This is a genomic window from Kitasatospora sp. NPDC089509, from assembly GCF_044749365.1.
In the GTDB taxonomy this organism is placed as follows: Bacteria; Actinomycetota; Actinomycetes; order Streptomycetales; family Streptomycetaceae; genus Kitasatospora.
Genome location: NZ_JBIVHS010000003.1, coordinates 316,420 through 332,940, shown reverse-complemented (window position 1 = coordinate 332,940; position 16,521 = coordinate 316,420). Strand labels below are relative to the sequence as shown.

15 protein-coding genes are annotated in these 16,521 nt (G+C 72.1%); 5 read left to right on the top strand and 10 right to left on the bottom strand.

Annotated features, from left to right (window positions below; translation table 11 throughout):
• Window positions 1-13: 13 nt before the first annotated feature.
• Window positions 14-748: a hypothetical protein gene (locus tag ACIP4P_RS07815; RefSeq protein WP_400915811.1), complete on the bottom strand. Its 735-nt coding sequence runs from the start codon at window positions 746-748 to the stop codon at window positions 14-16.
• A 273-nt stretch (window positions 749-1,021) separates the two neighbouring features.
• Between ACIP4P_RS07815 and ACIP4P_RS07810 the strand changes: the two genes are divergently transcribed.
• The gene (locus ACIP4P_RS07810) at window positions 1,022-1,828 is read left to right on the top strand and encodes an SUKH-3 domain-containing protein (protein ID WP_400915810.1); all 807 of its coding nucleotides are present in this window, start codon (window positions 1,022-1,024) and stop codon (window positions 1,826-1,828) included.
• Window positions 1,829-1,846: 18 nt separating this feature from the next.
• Here ACIP4P_RS07810 and ACIP4P_RS07805 read toward each other — a convergent pair whose 3' ends face one another.
• Window positions 1,847-2,893: an LD-carboxypeptidase gene (locus tag ACIP4P_RS07805; RefSeq protein WP_400915809.1), complete on the bottom strand. Its 1,047-nt coding sequence runs from the start codon at window positions 2,891-2,893 to the stop codon at window positions 1,847-1,849.
• A 232-nt stretch (window positions 2,894-3,125) separates the two neighbouring features.
• Between ACIP4P_RS07805 and ACIP4P_RS07800 the strand changes: the two genes are divergently transcribed.
• On the top strand, window positions 3,126-4,337 hold the full coding sequence (locus ACIP4P_RS07800) for a serine hydrolase domain-containing protein (RefSeq protein ID WP_400915807.1): 1,212 nt from the start codon (window positions 3,126-3,128) through the stop codon (window positions 4,335-4,337).
• Window positions 4,338-4,359: 22 nt separating this feature from the next.
• Here the strand turns inward: ACIP4P_RS07800 and ACIP4P_RS07795 are convergent, their stop codons facing one another.
• Together ACIP4P_RS07795 and ACIP4P_RS07790 are read right to left on the bottom strand one after the other, a co-directional pair.
• Window positions 4,360-4,932, bottom strand: coding sequence for a PH domain-containing protein (locus tag ACIP4P_RS07795; RefSeq protein ID WP_400915805.1), 573 nt, complete (start codon window positions 4,930-4,932; stop codon window positions 4,360-4,362).
• A 57-nt stretch (window positions 4,933-4,989) separates the two neighbouring features.
• Window positions 4,990-5,715 carry an alpha/beta fold hydrolase gene (locus ACIP4P_RS07790; protein ID WP_400915804.1) on the bottom strand — a complete coding sequence of 242 codons (726 nt, stop codon included), beginning with the start codon at window positions 5,713-5,715 and terminating at the stop codon, window positions 4,990-4,992.
• Window positions 5,716-5,901: 186 nt separating this feature from the next.
• On the opposite strand from ACIP4P_RS07790, the gene ACIP4P_RS07785 reads away from it, so the two are divergent.
• Window positions 5,902-6,300 carry a winged helix-turn-helix transcriptional regulator gene (locus tag ACIP4P_RS07785; RefSeq protein WP_400915802.1) on the top strand — a complete coding sequence of 133 codons (399 nt, stop codon included), beginning with the start codon at window positions 5,902-5,904 and terminating at the stop codon, window positions 6,298-6,300.
• Between the two features lie 293 nt (window positions 6,301-6,593).
• On the opposite strand, the gene ACIP4P_RS07780 is transcribed toward ACIP4P_RS07785, so the two are convergent.
• Window positions 6,594-9,776 (bottom strand): AfsR/SARP family transcriptional regulator, encoded by a 3,183-nt coding sequence (locus ACIP4P_RS07780; RefSeq protein ID WP_400915800.1) that lies wholly within the window; start codon window positions 9,774-9,776, stop codon window positions 6,594-6,596.
• A 218-nt stretch (window positions 9,777-9,994) separates the two neighbouring features.
• Between ACIP4P_RS07780 and ACIP4P_RS07775 the strand changes: the two genes are divergently transcribed.
• Window positions 9,995-10,738: a hypothetical protein gene (locus tag ACIP4P_RS07775; RefSeq protein WP_400915798.1), complete on the top strand. Its 744-nt coding sequence runs from the start codon at window positions 9,995-9,997 to the stop codon at window positions 10,736-10,738.
• Between the two features lie 74 nt (window positions 10,739-10,812).
• On the opposite strand, the gene ACIP4P_RS07770 is transcribed toward ACIP4P_RS07775, so the two are convergent.
• Window positions 10,813-11,277, bottom strand: coding sequence for a DUF4279 domain-containing protein (locus ACIP4P_RS07770; protein ID WP_400915797.1), 465 nt, complete (start codon window positions 11,275-11,277; stop codon window positions 10,813-10,815).
• 205 nt (window positions 11,278-11,482) lie between these two features.
• Between ACIP4P_RS07770 and ACIP4P_RS07765 the strand changes: the two genes are divergently transcribed.
• Window positions 11,483-12,172: a hypothetical protein gene (locus ACIP4P_RS07765; protein WP_400915795.1), complete on the top strand. Its 690-nt coding sequence runs from the start codon at window positions 11,483-11,485 to the stop codon at window positions 12,170-12,172.
• Between the two features lie 46 nt (window positions 12,173-12,218).
• On the opposite strand, the gene ACIP4P_RS07760 is transcribed toward ACIP4P_RS07765, so the two are convergent.
• The 4 genes from ACIP4P_RS07760 to ACIP4P_RS07745 form a co-directional block, all read right to left on the bottom strand.
• A complete protein-coding gene (locus ACIP4P_RS07760; RefSeq protein ID WP_400915793.1) occupies window positions 12,219-13,142 on the bottom strand; it encodes a hypothetical protein in 924 nt (307 codons plus the stop codon).
• A gap of 338 nt (window positions 13,143-13,480) precedes the next feature.
• The gene (locus ACIP4P_RS07755; RefSeq protein ID WP_400915792.1) at window positions 13,481-14,641 is read right to left on the bottom strand and encodes an ATP-binding protein; all 1,161 of its coding nucleotides are present in this window, start codon (window positions 14,639-14,641) and stop codon (window positions 13,481-13,483) included.
• 283 nt (window positions 14,642-14,924) lie between these two features.
• On the bottom strand, window positions 14,925-15,668 hold the full coding sequence (locus tag ACIP4P_RS07750) for a hypothetical protein (RefSeq protein WP_400915790.1): 744 nt from the start codon (window positions 15,666-15,668) through the stop codon (window positions 14,925-14,927).
• Window positions 15,669-15,801: 133 nt separating this feature from the next.
• A complete protein-coding gene (locus ACIP4P_RS07745; protein WP_400915788.1) occupies window positions 15,802-16,446 on the bottom strand; it encodes a helix-turn-helix domain-containing protein in 645 nt (214 codons plus the stop codon).
• Window positions 16,447-16,521: the final 75 nt, after the last annotated feature.

The following is a 16,521-nucleotide window of genomic DNA, read 5'->3' as shown; positions in this document are numbered from 1 at the left end:
GCGGAGAGTCCGGTCAGCCCGAGAGCGGTTGGGCGGCTGAGACAGTGACCCGGTCGCCGAAGCGGCCGCGCAGGTCTGCCTGGGCGCTGGACAGATTTCCGCTGACGCCGACCTCCACCACGCCGCGAGCGAAGCTCACCTCCGAACCGTCGCCCACCATGACGATGCTGTAGTCGCTCGTGTGCCCTATCAATGCCGTGACCCGGTCGCGGGTGGCGGCCAGCTCGCCGATCGAGCGCGGGGCATCGCGCAGGTCTATGCGCACGCTCAGACCCAGGCGAGCGAGGGCCGCGTCGAAGCCGCCACCACCCGGCTTCCGGTAGACGATGACGCAACCGTCCGGAACATCCACCACCAAGCCCGCGAAGACGTCCTGGTAGGAGCGGCTGAGGCGTGTGACCGCGTCCGCGGCCGTGTCCAGCTGCTGCTGGTCCGGTCGGCCCGAGCTCGGCGGAGGGCTTACGGTGACGCTCGGCGAAGGACTTACGGCGGCGCTCGGCGAAGGGCTTACGGAGACGGCAGACGCGGCGGTACTCGTCGGCGCAGGAGCGGACGGCGCGACATTGGCCTGTCCGGCACAGGCTGCGCAAGCCAGCAGAGTGGTCAAGGCCAGGGTGACAGCGGTCAGGTGTATCGGCGTTCGGGTACCGGGCATCGATCCATCCTCACTACATCGGCGACGGCTGGTGATCGTACGCGGGCGCGAAGCGACGTGAGCAAAGAAGGCGTGCACGGCTTCCAAGATCATGGAGTTCTCTGCGCCCCGTGACCCGAGTGGCATCCCGTGCCTGCCGACGCATCATCGTCAAGGGCATCCAGAAGAAGCTGCGCAAGCAGCTGAAGTCCTCGCCCCTGGAAGGACATCCTGCTCCAGGGCCGCACCTGCGGCACAGGCCACGGCCGCGCCGAGATCCGCCGGATCAAGGTCGCCACCACCAACCTGCTCTCCCCCGGCGCCCGCCAGGCCGTACCGGCCGCGGCGACTGAATGTGTGACGGCGGCCCTTGCGAGGATGGGGCGCATGGTCAGCGTTGAGGAGTGGATACGGGTTCGACGGGAACTGCGGTTGGGGCAGCGGCTGTCCGGGACGGTCGCCGCGGTGCCGACGCCCGGTGCGACCGGGCTGTTCGTGGATCTCGGTCTTCCGGTCGGCGGGTTCGTCGATGTGCTGTTGCTTCCGGCGGACGGGAGCCGGTGGCCGACCGTGGGGACGGTGGCGGAGTTCGAGGTCTGGTGGGCGGACCAGCGGCCGCAGGTGCGGCTCAAACCGGTGGAACGCCGGTTCCTGCGGGACGACTTCGACGAGTGGCGGGAGCGGTGGCGGCCGGGGTGGCCGGAGGATGTGCCGGTGGATCAGGCCTGGGTGGAGGCGGAGGCCGCGCCGCAGCGGGCGGCCGGGGTGGTCGAGGAGGCCCTGCGTGCGGCCGGATGGTGGCCGGGGCGGCGGGTACCGGTCGAGCGGTGGCGCGGGATGCTGAAGGGGTCGGGGCTGATTCGCATGCACGAGGCGGCCGAGGAGTTCCTCTCGGAGTTCGGCGGCCTGGACGTACGGGTCAGCGGGCCCGGCATCGATGTCGCGCGGACCCGCTTCCACTTCGATCCCGAGCTGGCGGTGGGCGAGGAGGACCGCTTCGCGGAGTGGAGCGCGGACCTCGGGCGGGACCTCTTCCCGATCGGTGAGCTGGACGGGGGCCGGTTCTTCCTCGGCATCGACGGAGACGGCGAGATCTGGCTCGTGGAGACCTGGGTGGCGACGTACGGGCCGGTCCGGGACGCTCTGGAGAAGCTCGTCCTGGGGATCGCTCCGCGGCGGATCTCCCTCGTCTGAGGTCGTCGGCCGGAGCACTCAGCCGGCGCCGTGACCGGGCCCCACCGCCGGTTCGAGCAGGGACAGCGTCCGTTGCCGGGCGTCGAGGTGGGCGCGGAGGCCGACCGGTATCGGGAGGTTGGGGCCGGCGTGGCCGAAGTCGACGTTGCCCAAGACGGGGATGTCCCGGTCGCCGAGGACGTCGAGGACGATCTCGGGCAGGGTCGGGGAGGCGCCGGGCTCCAGGCCGCTGATGTCGCGCGGGACGCCGACGACCATGCCGGCGATGCGGTCGAGGATGCCGCTGTGGCGCAGGACGTGCAGGTAGCTCCACACGTAGGAGGCCAGGCCACCCATCTCCTCCCAGAACAGGATCGCGCCGTCGAAGTGTTCGAGGGGCAGGGCGAAGGGGGTCGCCTGGTTCAGGACGATGCGGTTGATCACGCCGCCGATCAGCCGGCCTTCGGCGCGGCCGGGGCGCCAGCACTCCCAGGTCGGGCTGGTGGGTAGGGCGCCGAGCGGCTCGGTGTCGGTGAGCAGCCTGGCGTAGAGCTGTTCGAGTTCCGCCCGGCGCGCCGGGGGTGCGGACTGCCAGTGGCCGCCGAAGCCGGGGACGGCCATGTCGGCGTGGAATCCGACCAGGCCGGTGCGGGCGTGGAGGACCAGGTGCAGCAGGGAGATGCCGCTGTAGCCGAGGATCGGCTTGGGGTCGGCCGTGATCGCCTCGAAGTCAATCAGGCCGAGGTAGCCGAGGGCCGTCTGGCCGCCGTCGCTGGCGACGATGGCGCGTACCTCGGGGTCGCGGAGGAGGCTGTTGAGCTCCGCGGCGATCTCGGCCGGCGTGGCCGCGCTCCACCAGTGGTGGCGTCCTGCCCGGAGCAGCGGAGCACGGCGTACGCGGAAACCCATGCGTTGGAGGACGACGACGGTCTGCTCGATGTTGGGCTCGTACGCGGGCGGGAGTGGGCCGGACAGTGAGGCGATGACGACGAGGTCTCCGGGGCGCAGGGCTCGTGGTCGCAAGAGTCCTGGCAGTCGCGGGAGTTGGGGAGGTTCAGGCGGTTGGGGCGGCGGGGAACCGGTCATGACGTCAGTGTTGCTGGCCGCCGGCGGTGGAGCACCCGATTTTCGCCCGCCGCCCGCCGCCCGCCGCCCGCCGACCAGAGGCGGCCGTGCTCCGGTACGAGCGTCTCGCAGGTGTCGCACAGCAGCAGGTGGATCCGCCTGACCAGCTCGAACGCCTCGTCCGGAGCTGGACGGTCCCCCGTCATACCGTCCCGCTCACCGTCGTTGCCGGTCAGCGTAGTTGAATGGTCGCGTGACACCACGAGTCGATCCCGGCGAGGCCGGGTTCCACGCCGGGCGGCTGGCCCGGGTCGACGCCTTCGTCGAGTCGGAGGTCGCCGCCGGGCGGCTGCCCGGGGCGGTGCTGGGCGTCGTCCGAGGGGGTGCGTTGGTGCGGCTCGACGCGTTCGGGATGCGGGATCCGCAGGCCGGGGCGCCGATGACGACCGACACCCTGTTCTGGCTGGCGTCGATGACCAAGCCCGTCACCGCCGCCGGGGCTCTTCTGCTGGTGGAGAGCGGGGAGTTGGTACTTGAGGAGGCTGTCGGCGACTACCTGCCGGGGTTCCGGGACCGGCGGGTCGCCGACCCGGAGTCGCTCCGGGAGCGCCCGGCGGCGCGCCAGCCCACCGTGCTGGACCTCATGCGCCACACCGCCGGCATTCCCGAGGGCCTCCTCGGCCGGACCGCACTGCACGCACGGTACGCCGAGGCGGTCGGGGACGGCATGACGGGGCTCGACGGCCCGGAGTTCGTCGCGCGCCTCGCCGCATTCCCGCTGCTCGCCGACCCCGGCACCCTATGGCACTACGGTTTCGGGTTCGACCTGCTCGGGCAGATCGTGGAGTCCCTCACCTCGGACACCCTGGGGGCCTTCCTGGCCCGACGGCTGTTCGCCCCGCTCGGCATGACCGACACCCGGTTCGTCGGCGGCTCCGGCGCGGACCCGGGCCGGCTCGCCGTGCCGCTGACCCGAGATCCGCTGGCCGGCCATCCGCTGACGGGTGAGTCACAACAGCTGCCCGACCTCGCCCGCGCCCGCTTCGACTCCGGCGGCGCCGGGCTGGTCGGCACCGCCGGCGACTACCTGGCCTTCCTCCGGATGCTGCTGGCCAAGGGCGCGGGCCCCACCGGCGACGCGGACCGGGTGCTGGGGCGCAAGACCGTCGAGCTGATGCTCGCCGACGCACTGGAGCCGGGAACGGACACCCGGCTGCTCGAACGTCCGGGCTGGAACCCCGGCCACGGCTTCGGCCTGGGCGTGGCCGTCCGCCGCGCCGCGGGCGGCGGGGCGACGACCCCCGGGTCCGCGGGCGAGGTCACCTGGCCGGGCTCCTCCGGCACGTTCTGGTGGGCCGACCCGGCGGAGGACCTGGGCGTGGTGTTCCTGACGCACACGCCCTCGCGGCTGCAACTGCGCTACTGGCAGCAGATGAAGTCGCTGGTCCTCCAAGCCCTGAAGTAGCGGCCCGCTCGCTGGGGCCCGCCTACAGCGTCACGTTCGTGACGAAGAGGACCACGGCGAGGACGGCGGTGCCGGCCATGCCGATCCACAGGGGCGTGATCCGGTCCTGGAACCGCTTCTCGGGCCGGACGCGCCGGCTCGGCTCGGTGCAGTGCCTCCACCGGTCGATGACCTGCCGGACCTCGGCGTCGAAGTCGTCCGACGGCTCGAAGCCGCTGGCGACCAGGGCCGACAGCCAGTGGCGCCGACCGTCGGTGGTGTGGATCCGGGCCACGCGCGTGGTCCGGCCGCGGCCCGAGATCTCCGCCACGTCGATCCAGGAGATCTGCTGCCAGGAGTAGGTACGCCCCCGCCCCAGCCCCCAGTTGACGGTGATCCCCTCGGCGTCGACCCGCACCCAGTACCGCATGCCGACGAGGCGGCCCGCCGCGAACAGCAGCACCGTCCCCCCGACGAGCAGGACGATGGGGCCGGGGCCCCAGTGGAACTTGAGGCGGCCGACGAGGAATTCGGCGGTGACGAGCATGAGCAGGACTGCGATGTCGCCGGCGTCGGGGCTGAGTCTGTCTTTCCCCCGGAAGATCAGTTCGTTCACACCCGCACCCTACGCCTCGCTCCCCATGCGGGCACGCCACATGAACGACGGCCCTGGCTAGGAGAGTTCGAGGAGCAGCTCGCTGAGTTCGCCCGGCATGGTGATCATGCAGTCGTGGCCGGTCGGCAGCTCCCGGACCCGGGCGGCGGTGCCGTTGGGCTGGGTCGGAGGGACGGGGCGACGAGTGACGCCCGCCGGCCTGGCGCCGACGTTGTGGATGTGCGTGCGCGGGATCGCGTCAGCGGCCGGGTTGCCCAGTCGCACCGGCTGCTGCAGGCAGCGCACCGGCTGGTCCGAGAGCGTCCCGCGCAGCCAGGCGACGTCGGCCGGGTCGGTGACGCCGAACAGGCCGAAGGGCGCGGGCTGTTCGGGCATCGGCGGCACGCGCCAGCCGCTCCCGGACTTCTCGGCGAGCTCGATGAGTTGCCGTGTCACGGGCTGGACGTCGACTGCGGACTCACCGTCCTCCGGGACCATCGCGTCGAGGTAGACCAGGTGCGCGATGCGTTCCGGAATCCGGTGGGCCACGGAGGAGATCACCAGCCCGGCGTAGCTGTGGCCGACGAGTACGACGTCGCTGAGGTCTTCCCCGGTGATCAGCCCGACCACGTCGTCGACGTGCGTATCGAGACCCACCTCCGGACCGAGCAGGTGTGCCTTGTCGCCGAAGCCGGTCAGGGACGGCGCGAACACCCGGTGCCCGGCGGCCTCCAGCAGCGGTACCACCCGCTCCCAGCACCGTCCGTCGTGCCAGGCACCGTGTACCAGTAGAAATGTGGACATCGATCTTCCTTCACAGAGGCAGAGGAGCAGAGGAGAGGAGCACGGCTACGCGCACACCGCCGGTTCGCGGCCTGGCGGTTACCTTTGGTGACTCGGTACTGTTTGAGTACTAGAACCAGGCTGGCGCACACGACGCGCCGCAGGCAATAAGGCACTTTTCGGTGACCCGGTTCTCTGGAGGTAACCATGGACGCGACTCAGAGCGATCCGCAGGCGGCGGCGAGGTCCAGCGACGGGTGCCGGACCCGGGTGGTGCTCGACATCGTCGGGGACAAGTGGTCACTGCTGGTCGTGCGCAATCTCAGCGACGGACCGCGCCGTTTCACCGAGCTCAAGAGGGCCGTCGACGGAATCAGCCAACGCATGCTCACCGTGACGCTGCGCAGCCTGGAGCGCGACGGAATCCTCACCCGCACCGTCCACGAGGTGATGCCGCCGCACGTCAGCTATGAGCTCACCGAGATGGGCATCACCCTGCGCGCGGCCACCGCGCCCCTGCTCGAATGGAGCGTCGCGCACCTCGCCCGGATCGACGATGCCCGCGCCACCTACGACACCCGCACGGATCCACCGGTGACCCCGTAGCGGGACGACACGCCGAGTGCCGCCCGCCGATCTCGCTGTGCGGCCCCGTCCGCGGTGCAACCGCGTCGCGGGGCGGCGGGAAGGCGCCTCCGGCCGGGTCCGTCCCCTGCGCGGACCCGGCCGGAGGTGTGCCCCGTGGGGGGCGGCCTTGGGGGTGGTGGTCAGGCGGTGTGGGGTTCCGGAGGGACGGCGCGGGGGCTGTCCGCGCCGTCCGAACCGACCCTAGGGAGGGGTGGCTTACCGATGGCTTACCGATCGGCGGCTGGGCGGTAAGCAGGAAGGGGGTACAGCGGTCAGTCCTCGTGGGCCTGGGGGTCGCCCCCGCCGTTGGTGGGGCGGCCGCCGACGCCGTCGCCGGCTCCGCCGCCGGTGTCCGGGCCCAGGTCGCGGGCCTCGGCGAGGACGCGGGCGGCCGAGTCGGGCAGTCCGGCGGCCCGGTAAGCGCGGGCGAGGGTGCGCAGGGCGGCGGCGAGGAAGGAGCGCCAGCCGCGGGCGCGCCAGACCAGGACCGACTCCTCCAGGTGGGCGACGGCCGAGGTGTGGTCCCCGGCGGCGAGGTCGATCTCGCCGAGGATGCCGAGGGCCTGGGCGAGGTGGTGGCCCATGTCGAAGCGGCGGGCGATGGCCAGGGCGGCTTCGGCGGTCGGGCGGGCGCGGGGGTCGCCGGTGGCCGCGTGGAGGGTGGCGAGGTAGAGCAGGGAGAAGGCCTCGACGTAGGAGTCCCGGAGGGAGCGGGCCATGGCGAGGGAGCGGGCGAGCAGTTCGTACGCCTGCTCCGGGTGGCCGGCCCGGCCGTGGGCGGCGCCGAGGAACTGGATCGCGGTGGCCTCGAAGCGGGTGTTGCCGATCATCCGGGCCAGCCGCAGGGCTTCGGTGAGGTGCTCGATGGTGCGGTCGAGGTCGCTCTCGCCGTGGGCGACGGCGATGATCTGGTGGGCGCGGGCCCGGCCGCCCGGGTGGTCGGTGGAGGTGGCGAGGTCCAGGGCCTGGTGGGCAGTCTCCAGGGCCTCCCGGTCACGGCCCTGGGCGACCAGGCTCCAGGCGACCAGGACGAGGGCGTCGGCGCAGCCGCGTGGTTCCCCGACCTGCTGGAACAGGCGCAGCAGGTGCTGGGCGCGGTCCTCCAGGGCGACCATCGTCTGGCCGCCGCCGTCGGTCGGGGTGGTCCAGGTGGTGACCTCGATGAGGCCGCGGGTGAGGACGGCCGTGCCGCGGACGTCGCCGGCCGTCCGGCAGGCCTGGAGGACGGTGAGGTGGGTGGTGCGCCAGTCGTCGTAGAGGCCGCGGACGTCGCAGTACTTCTCCTGGCAGGCGGCGAGGTCCCAGGCGGCGGGCAGCATGCGCAGGGCGGCGGCCTGCCGGGCGACGGCGTTCAGGGCGGGCTGCTCGGTGTCGAACCAGGCCATCGGGTCGTCCAGGAGCGCGGCGGTGAGCGCGGGGGGCAGTGGGTGGCGGGGTGCCGCGCCGTGGAGGGGTGCGTAGCACGGGCCGGGGATCTGGTCGGCGGCCTGCTCGGCCAGGGCGAGCCAGGCGCCGAGGGCGCGTTCCAGGGCGGCGGCGGAAGCGGATGGTTCGACGGCGGAAGCGGATGGTTCGGCGGCGTCGGCGTGTTCGGCGGCGTCGGCGCGCTCGACGGCATCGGCGCGCTCGGCCGCCTCGGCGTGTTCGCGGGCGTACAGGCGGACGAGGTCGTGGAAGCGGTAGCGCGGGTGGGGTCCCGTTCCGGTCTCCTGGAGGAGTTGGGCGTCGACCAGTTCCTCCAGGTGCCGTTCGGCCTCCGGGACGGGGACGTCGGCCAGGGCCGCGGCGGCCCAGGACGCGAAGTCGGGGGCGTCCAGCAGGCCGAGCAGCCGGAAGGTGCGGCGGACGGGTGCGGGCAGCCGGGCGTGGCCGACGGCGAAGCCGGCCCGTACGGCGAGGTCCCCGGTGGCCAGTTCGTCGAGGCGCCGCCGTTCGTCGCGCAGCAGGTCCACGAGCCGGGCCAGGGACCAGCGGGGCCGTGCGGCCAGGCGGGCCCCGGCGATGCGGACGGCCAGCGGGATGCCGCCGCACAGTTCGGTGATCTGGGCGGCGGCGACCGGTTCGGCGGCGACGCGGTGGTCGCCGAGGATGCGGCTCAGCAGGATCCGGGCGTGGGCGGCGTCGAGTTCGCCGAGGTCGACGAGGCGGGCGCCGGGCAGGGAGGTCAGTGCGGCGCGGCTGGTGAGGAGGACGGCTGGGTGCTGCTGGTCGGGGCGGGTCGGGGTGCCCGGGAGCAGCGGCCCGACCTGGTGTGCGCCGGCGGCGTTGTCGAGGACGACGAGGACGCGGCGGTCGGCGAGCAGGGTGCGGTAGAGCGCGGAACGTTCGTCGAGGGACTCCGGGATCTCCCTGGGGTCGGTGCCGAGGGCGCGCAGGAAGGCGGCGAGGACGTGGGCGGGGTCGGCGGGTGCGGCGTCGGCGCCGCGCAGGTCCGCGTAGAGCCGGCCGTCGGGGTAGTCGGCGGCGGCGCGGTGGGCGGCGTGGACGGCCAGGGCGGTCTTGCCGATGCCGCCCATGCCGGCGATCACCGGGAGCCCGCCGTGCGCCAAGGTGTCCAGGACGAGCCGCACTTGGTCGTCGCGGCCGGTGAAGTCCGGCAGTTCGCGCGGGAGTTGGGAGGGTACGCGGGGTCGTTCGGCGGCGGCGGTGACCGTGTCAGCGACGGTGGTGGCGCGGGCGCCCTCGCGGTCGTGGGCGAGCAGGGCGAGGAAGACCTGTTGCACCTGTTCGCCGGGCTCGATGCCGAGTTCCTCGGAGAGCCGTCGGCGCAGGCGCTGGAAGCGGCGCAGTGCCTCGGCCGCCCGGCCGTCGGCGGCGAGCAGTTCGAGCAGGGCAGCGTGGACGGGTTCGTCGAAGGGGTGTTCCTCGGCGAGCGCCGTGAGGGCGGGAAGGGCGTCCCGGGGTACGGCGGCGGCTCGCGCGGTCCCGGCCAGGGCGGCCCCTGCCAGAGCGGTCCCGGCCAGGGCGAGCGCCGCAGTCCGGATCTCGGCCTCCACGGCGGTCACCAGAGGATCCTCCCGGTTCACCCGCTCCAGCCCGGCCAGGACCGGCCCCCGCCGCAACGCGAGCGCGGCGACCAGGTCGTCCGCGACCAAGTCGTCGGCCGCCAAGTCGTCGGCCGCGAGGAGGGCACGGAAGCGCCCGAGGTCCACGGCGTCCGGCCCGGTCGCCAGCCGATAGCCCTGCGCGTCGGACTCCAGTACCAGGTCCTCGTCCTCGAACTGCCCGAGCCAGGTGCGCAGTCGGGACATCCCGGTGTGCACCGCGCCCCGGCCGATCCGGTCCGCCTGCCCGGCCCAGACCAGGTCCAGCAGCCGCCCGACGGGGAGCCGCTCCCCCTCCGCGAGCAGCAGCGCTCCCAGCAGGCCGCGCAGGACGGTCGCCCTCGGCAGTGACTGCGGTACGGCGTCCGCGGCGACCGTCAGGGGGCCCAGCAGGCCGAACGTCACCCTCATTCGCTTCCGTCTCCCAATCAGTCCCCCGATCGGTCTCCAGGCCCACGATCATCACACTCGTGCGCGCACTGACTCAATCTCCCGGCCCGCACACCGCCTTGTCCAGCCGCCGAACGCCCGAGCGCTCCGGGCAACGGCCGATCGCGCCGCCCACGCCCCGAGCAGCAGCCACGTAAAACCCACCTGACGACCGCGCCCGGTTCGGCCATGCTTGGCTGGTGGACACGGAACCGGACCTGCTCAGCCTCACCATCCTCTGCCCGCCACCCGGTGACGGCTGGCTGGAGGTCCGCCCGATCGTCAGCGGCCGCGACCTCCTGGCCGACCTGGCCCTGCGCAGCTCGGCGTCGGGAGGTCCCCGGTTGGTGGGATCCGGGTCCCGGCGCCTCCTCGGCCGGGGCGGCGGACCGCTGTACGCCACCGCGACGCCCCACGAGGTCCGGCTCGCCGCGACCATGTGCGACGAACGGTGCTGCGGCGCCCTGTACGTGACGGTCGCCCGGGACGGGGAGCACATCGTCTGGTCGAACTGGCGCAACCCGGCCCAACCGGGCTTCGCCCTAACGGAGTTCCGGTTCGCCGCCGACCAGTACGAGGCCGAGGTCCGGCGCGCCGAGGGGGATCGCGGCTGGGAGTGGCCGGCCGCGGTGGTGGCGATGCTGCTCGAAGCCGAGCTGAGGGGACGGGAGGACTGGCTGGCCCAGTGGGAGTGCGAGCTGGAAGCCGTCTGCGCCTTCCGTGACGAACCCGACCGGATCGACGTCTTCCTGCGGCATCCCCCGGGCCGACAGGAGACGGACCTGCCCCAGGCCCAGTTCATGCTGACCCTCCCGATCTCCGCCGACGCCCCGTCGACCCAGGCCGAGCACCTGGCGGCGCAGCTGACCGCGGGCGACCCCCGGGCCACCGCCGAACTCTGCGGCGGCTACCGGCCGGAGGAGCTGGGCTACCCGTGGCCTTGAGGCGGGGCGATCCGGAACGTACCGGCCGCACGGGGAACGCCGGGGACGGCTGCCGGGGTGGCTGAACGTCGGGTTCAGTCCTCTCCGCCTCTCGCCATGTCGTACTCGTCGATGTCCACCTCCGCGCCCGTGGCCAGGAGGAAGTCCAGCACGTCGCGGTCCAGGTGCCAGCCGAAGAGGTTGATCTCGTCGGACGCCGGTGCGGGTTCCTCCTCGAAGTCGTCGTTGAAGTAGCGGACGACCTGTAGGACCGGGGTCCAGGGGCTCTCGTCAGAGTCGGGTCGGCCGGTCAGCCGGGCGATGGCCGCCGTGTGCGGCCTGAGCCGCTCGATGACGCACGCGATCTGATCGTCGACGCGCAGCCCGCGCTCGTTGCAGACGATCTTCCAACGGTGGCAGCGCGGAAGGACGACCGGTGACGTGGACCGGCTCCCCCGCACGGCCGTCTCGTCCGGCTCGATACCGAGGAGCGCGGTGATCTCGTCGGCCGCGGTGCATTCGCTGGAGAGTACGAAGTAGACGTACTGGTTCAGGGCCACCCGCGGAGGTTAGCGGCGGGCGGCCCGGTCGGGCCTCTGCTTTTCCGCTCGCGGTCACGCCGGAACGCCGGAGGCGTCCTCGACGCTGCCGGAGAAGACGCACCGACATCACTATCTGACAACGAGTCAGCGCATCCGGGTGGTTGGTCACCGTCCGCTGCCAGACTCGGGCCAGCCCGTCGGACGAGCAGTTAAGGCGCCACCCGTGACCAAACCCGAACCGCCCCCGCCGAGTTGGGGCCAGCAGCAGAACCCCGTACCGGCACCGACACAGCCCGGTGCCGGGCTGCCGGGCGGACAGTCGTTCCCGCCCCGACAACGCAGGTTCAAGCCGTGGCAGATTGTCGGCATGGGGTGCGGTGGCCTGTTCGCGCTGCTCTTGGTCATCGGGATCATCGGCTCGATCGTCGACCCCCTCCCGGAGAAGACGGCGAGCAGCGCACCGGCCGCGCACCCGAAACCGGCGGCACCAGTGACGAGCGTCGCGGCGCCCGGGCCGGCGCCGACCATCGGCCCCGACCCGGCACCGAGCACCACACAGCCGCACGCTCCGGCCGCACCCAGCTCGGCTGCGAAGGTGCAGTCAGTGGTTCCGCAAGCACAGCACGCACCTGCGAGCCCGACAACGCCGGTGACGTCCGACTGCGGGCCCAATCGCGACATCATCGTCCGGTTCGTCACGCCTGGCCTTCCGCCAAGCTCGGAGCTCCTCGGAGAGTATGCGATCGCAACCTGCGAACCGACGTTCCAGAGCCTTGAGAAAACGTCCCCGAAGGAAGCCGGCTACTGCACACAGGCAGCCTGGGCGAGCGACAATCCGGGCTACGAGGCCGACGTCACGCCGGCCCCGCCGCTGAAGAAGATTCAGGTGGCGTACGGGCCGGCCTGCCGGTAGTCGGGTGCCGGTTCTACAGCAGCGGAACCTGCAGACCACCGGCCGCCTACCCTGCGGCTGCTCCGGCCGGCTCCCCCACCTGCAGCGCCGATCTGGCGGCGAGTACGGCCGCCCGGACACGCGCGGCTCCGGCAGCGGCCACGGCTGCTCCACCGCCGGTCTGGGCCGTTCTTCTCCCGACGAGGCCCGCACACGCGGCGCAGATGCCCGGCTGCGGCACGGGGTCGTGGCACTTGGCGCACTCGGTGTAGCGGGGCTCGGAAGGCTGTTGCGGGGCATGGATCGGCGGCATCTTGCGCTGCAGGCGGCTGCGGAGCACACCGACCGGGGAGCGCAGGGGCACCGGCAGGCCGGGCAACAACGCCTGGGCCAGCTCCTGGACGGTGCTTCCGCGCTCCAGCCACTGCGCGACCAGGGGCGCGAGTTCGTGCGCTTCGGCCTCGCCCAGCCGCAGGCGGGGCTCGGGGCGGATCGCCCGGAACAGGGTGGCGACCGCCTCGCGGACCTGTTCGTCGGGGACCGCCGTGGACTGCTCGTCCGCCTCGTCCGCGAGATCGGCCTCGTCGGGCTGCTCGGCGGGGAGGGAGGTTCCTTTGCGCCGGTCCTTTGGAAGGGTGACAGCACCACCGGCGGTCGCTTCACCGGGGACCGGACGGGTGGCACCCGGAGGCGCCGGGAGCTGCGGGGTGTCGTAGACGTGGGTCTCGGTGATGATCGTGCCGTCCGGCAGGCGGATCTTCTCGACCCGGTAGTACCCGGCCGCGATCAGTTCCTTCAGGGCCTTGCGGATCGCCCCACGCCCCTGCGGGCTGGTGTCGGCCATGTGCCGGCCGTCCTCGCGCCAGCCGTCGGGGCGGGAGAGGAGATCGGCGAGCAGACCACGGGCGGTGTAGGACAACCGTCGGTACTGCAGGACGGCATTGGGCAGCACGGTGAAGTTGCGCACGTGGGCGCTACGATGGACACGCATCGGGAGTGGTAGCTCCTGTTGCCGGACCCCGGAGCGTTGGCGCGCTGCCGGGGTCATCTATTTTCGGTTGGTTCACGGAACGTATCACAACGGACAGACAGGCAAGTCTGGTTCATGCCAGCAGTACTGACTGACCGACAGATTCCTGTTTTTCTCTCCGACGGAACGCGTGCGGTGAGGAGTCTCCGCGCTCGACCGCCGTGCGCAGGACGGCGCGGACACCGTGCGGCATGGTGGCCTGCTTCCTGTTCGGTCGGACGGGCGGGTCCGTGGCCGATCCAGCCGCCATCGACGTGCGACAACCTCCAGCCGGCCTGCGCGTGGTGCTCACTTGCCGGTCAGTGCCGGTGGGCGCCGTGGACGATCCGGTCGATGACAGCCGCAGCCCGCTCCGGATGACCCTCCAGCCACGTGCCGAGGTGGTCCCGTACGCCCTGATCCACGCAGGCACGCACGGCGGCATTGCCCAGCACGCCCCGCATGGCGCCATGGAACTCAGGGGCGTCCAACTTGACTGACACAACGGCCGTCAGACCCACGCCGATCCGGTCGGCATCGAGGTCGGGCTCAGTTACTGCCAGCAGCCGGCGCTTCCGCGCGTATGTGTTGACCGCTGCCGCCACCCCGTCGCGGAAGCCACGCTCGTGCGTGCCGCCGTCGGTGGGCCGGCTGTTGGCAAAGCCCTGGACGCGTTCTTCGTCGGTGTCGCGCCACCTCAAGGCCACCTCCACTGCTCCCGCCATCTGCGGGTCCTCCCACTCGAAGCCGATGATGCCCGGGTCGCCCGGTGACGCCGTCCGGCCGTCGAGGAAGGCGACGAAGTCCCGGGCCCCATTCGGAGACCGAAATCGCACCGAGACGGATTCAGGCGGGCATCGCCGGTCGGTCAGCGAGATCTCCAAGTCCCGGTTGAGGAAGGCGAGTTCCCTGAAGCGATCCGCCAGAGCGCCGAATGAGAACTCCGACGTGGTGAAGATGCCCGCGTCGGGCCAGAAGGTGAGAGTGGTCCCGGTCCCGGTCGCCGGCCCCGCCTCGGTCAGCGGTGTGACCGCGACGCCGCGCACATACTCCTGGACCCAGCGAACTCCGTCGCGCTGCACCTCGGCTGTCAGACGACTCGACAGGGCATTGACGACGATGGGCCCCACCCCGCAGAAGCCGAGCGTCACGTCGTGGCGGCCACCGGCCCCCGACCCGAACCCCATGCGCGTCAGCAGGGCTTCGAGGGCGGGACCGCCGCCTTCCGCCTGGTCGATCGGAACGCCTGGCCCGTCGTCCGTGACACACACGCCGCCGTCAGGCATGAGAGTGACGTCGACGCGGCTGGCACGGCCGGCCAGGACCTCGTTCACCGCCCTGTCGGCGGCCTCGAACACCAGCTGTCGAAGGCCGCGTTCACCGGTCGCGCCGACATACATCCCAGGCCGCTTCCGAACGGCTTCCCGCCCCTCCAACACCTGGATGCGGCTGGCGTCATACGCGTCACTGCCCTCGCTCATGATGTCCCCTCCGAAGGTGTCCCCACAGAGCTGCCCAGCCTAGGTGAATCCTGAGAAAACGCCAGGTCAGGCCATATCTGCTGAGGTCGCGGACGGCCGCGTAGGCGCCGCTCGGAGGGCGGTCGACCGAACCCGGCCAGAACTGCCCCCGGACCGCGACCACGGACCCGGCAATGCCACGTACGGCACCGTTCTCGGCAGCTCCGAGGTCCCGAATTCCATGAGGGCCCGCTGGACCCCGGTGGGCCGGTCACGAACCGCCGGGGGCCGCCGGCGGGGCCCGTCAGGAGAAGGACGTGTGCAGGTACCTGACGATCGGCACCGTGGCCAGCCAGGCCGTGACGGTCAGGCCCAGGGTCACCAGGAACGGCCACTGCATCAGGGCGAAGAAGTAGACGCCCATGAAGACCGCCAGGGCCATCCCCATCGCCAGGATCGGCGAGCTCTCCCAGAATCCCGGGTTGCGGCCGGGCAGTCCGAAGGCGGTCACCACCGTGCCGGCGGCGATCAACAGCGTGGCTTCCACCATGCGGAGGGCGAGGGGCCAGGACAGGACCAGGTTGGTCGCCTCGTGCCCGCCGTGGGCGATCAGGATCACCTCGCGCTTCCAGATCTTCAGATCCACGGCGGTGCCGGCCTCCACGTGCTCGTAGAGGGGCTCGTCGACCTCGTACTTCTTGGCGGGGCCCGTCCCCCGCGCGATGTTCAGGTAGTAACTGGCGCCGAAGTCGGTGGAGTTGGCCTCCCACTTCTTGGTGACCTTGCCGCCCTCCGGCAGCAGGCAGTCGGCGTCCGGGCCGGGCGTCGGGGTGTCGCAGAGGGGGGCGGTGCGGTAGGCGCCGCGCTCCTCGAAGGCGTTGACGAACAGGAGGAAGCCGAGGGCGACCAGCGGCAGGCCCGCGAGGGCGATCAGGGTGCGCGCGGCACGGGTCTCCCGCCACCGCCGCTTCGGCGCACCCGGGGTAACTGGAGCACCCGGAGTGCCCGGAGCGCCTGGAGTCCCCGAAGTACCCGTCCGGTCGTCCATCGGATCCCCACCCGCCCCGCCCCGTCCGTGTGCGGCCCACCCCGGCGATCCCCCGGCCGCACGCCGGATGATGCCAGGGATGCCCGGCGGGCGCGAGGGAGTTCGCCGAAGGCCCCGGTGCCCGGCGGCCCGGTCAGGCCCGGCGCGAGATGACCATCAGGTACTCGCAGGGGGCGTCCGTCCGGTTGGCGAAGCCGTGGTCCGCATCGGCCTGGAAGAACAGGGAGTCGCCCGCGTCCAGGGTCTCGCTGATCCCGCCGACCGTGACGGTGAGGGTGCCGTCGAGCACCACGATCTGCTTCTCCGTACCCGGCGGGTACCCGGGCAGCAGCCCGGTGGAGACCTGTGCGGGGAGGCGGTGGACGACCAGTTCGGATCGGCCGGCGCCCGGGGCCGCCGACACGATGTGCCGCTCGAAGCCGGTCTCCGGGTCGCGGAAGACGGGGCGCTCGGCCTTGCGTAGGACGACGGCCGCGCCGGAGGCGGCGCCCGCCGGTGCCCCGATCAGGTCCGAGAGCGGCACGTCGAGGGCGTGGGCGATCCGGGACGCGATGCCGATCGTCGGGCTCTTCTCGCCGCGTTCGACCTTGGACAGCATCGCCCGGCTGACCGACGAGCGGACGGACAGCTGTTCCAGCGTCAGTCCCGCCTCCTCGCGGCACCGCCGCACATTGCCGCCGAACGCGCCGGCCGGCTCGTCGCCGTGCCGTGGTCCGGCCGCGTTCCCGTCCTGCCCGACTCGACCGACTTGCGCGTCCTGCGCGTCCTGCTCGACCACCGTGCTCCTCGATCAATGGATCCCCCGCTGCCCACAGTGTAGGGTTTCTTCTATAGAAGACTCATTCTTCTATCA

Bases quoted from the DNA above. Each gene is read 5' to 3' on its own strand.
- ACIP4P_RS07790 (WP_400915804.1), bottom strand. From the start codon at position 5,715: ATGTCCACATTTCTACTGGTACACGGTGCCTGGCACGACGGACGGTGC.
- ACIP4P_RS07760 (WP_400915793.1), bottom strand. From the start codon at position 13,142: ATGCGTGTCCATCGTAGCGCCCACGTGCGCAACTTCACCGTGCTGCCC.
- ACIP4P_RS07785 (WP_400915802.1), top strand. From the start codon at position 5,902: ATGGACGCGACTCAGAGCGATCCGCAGGCGGCGGCGAGGTCCAGCGAC.
- ACIP4P_RS07810 (WP_400915810.1), top strand. From the start codon at position 1,022: ATGGTCAGCGTTGAGGAGTGGATACGGGTTCGACGGGAACTGCGGTTG.
- ACIP4P_RS07805 (WP_400915809.1), bottom strand. From the start codon at position 2,893: ATGACCGGTTCCCCGCCGCCCCAACCGCCTGAACCTCCCCAACTCCCG.
- ACIP4P_RS07750 (WP_400915790.1), bottom strand. From the start codon at position 15,668: ATGGACGACCGGACGGGTACTTCGGGGACTCCAGGCGCTCCGGGCACT.
- ACIP4P_RS07755 (WP_400915792.1), bottom strand. From the start codon at position 14,641: ATGAGCGAGGGCAGTGACGCGTATGACGCCAGCCGCATCCAGGTGTTG.
- ACIP4P_RS07815 (WP_400915811.1), bottom strand. From the start codon at position 748: ATGATCTTGGAAGCCGTGCACGCCTTCTTTGCTCACGTCGCTTCGCGC.
- ACIP4P_RS07780 (WP_400915800.1), bottom strand. From the start codon at position 9,776: ATGAGGGTGACGTTCGGCCTGCTGGGCCCCCTGACGGTCGCCGCGGAC.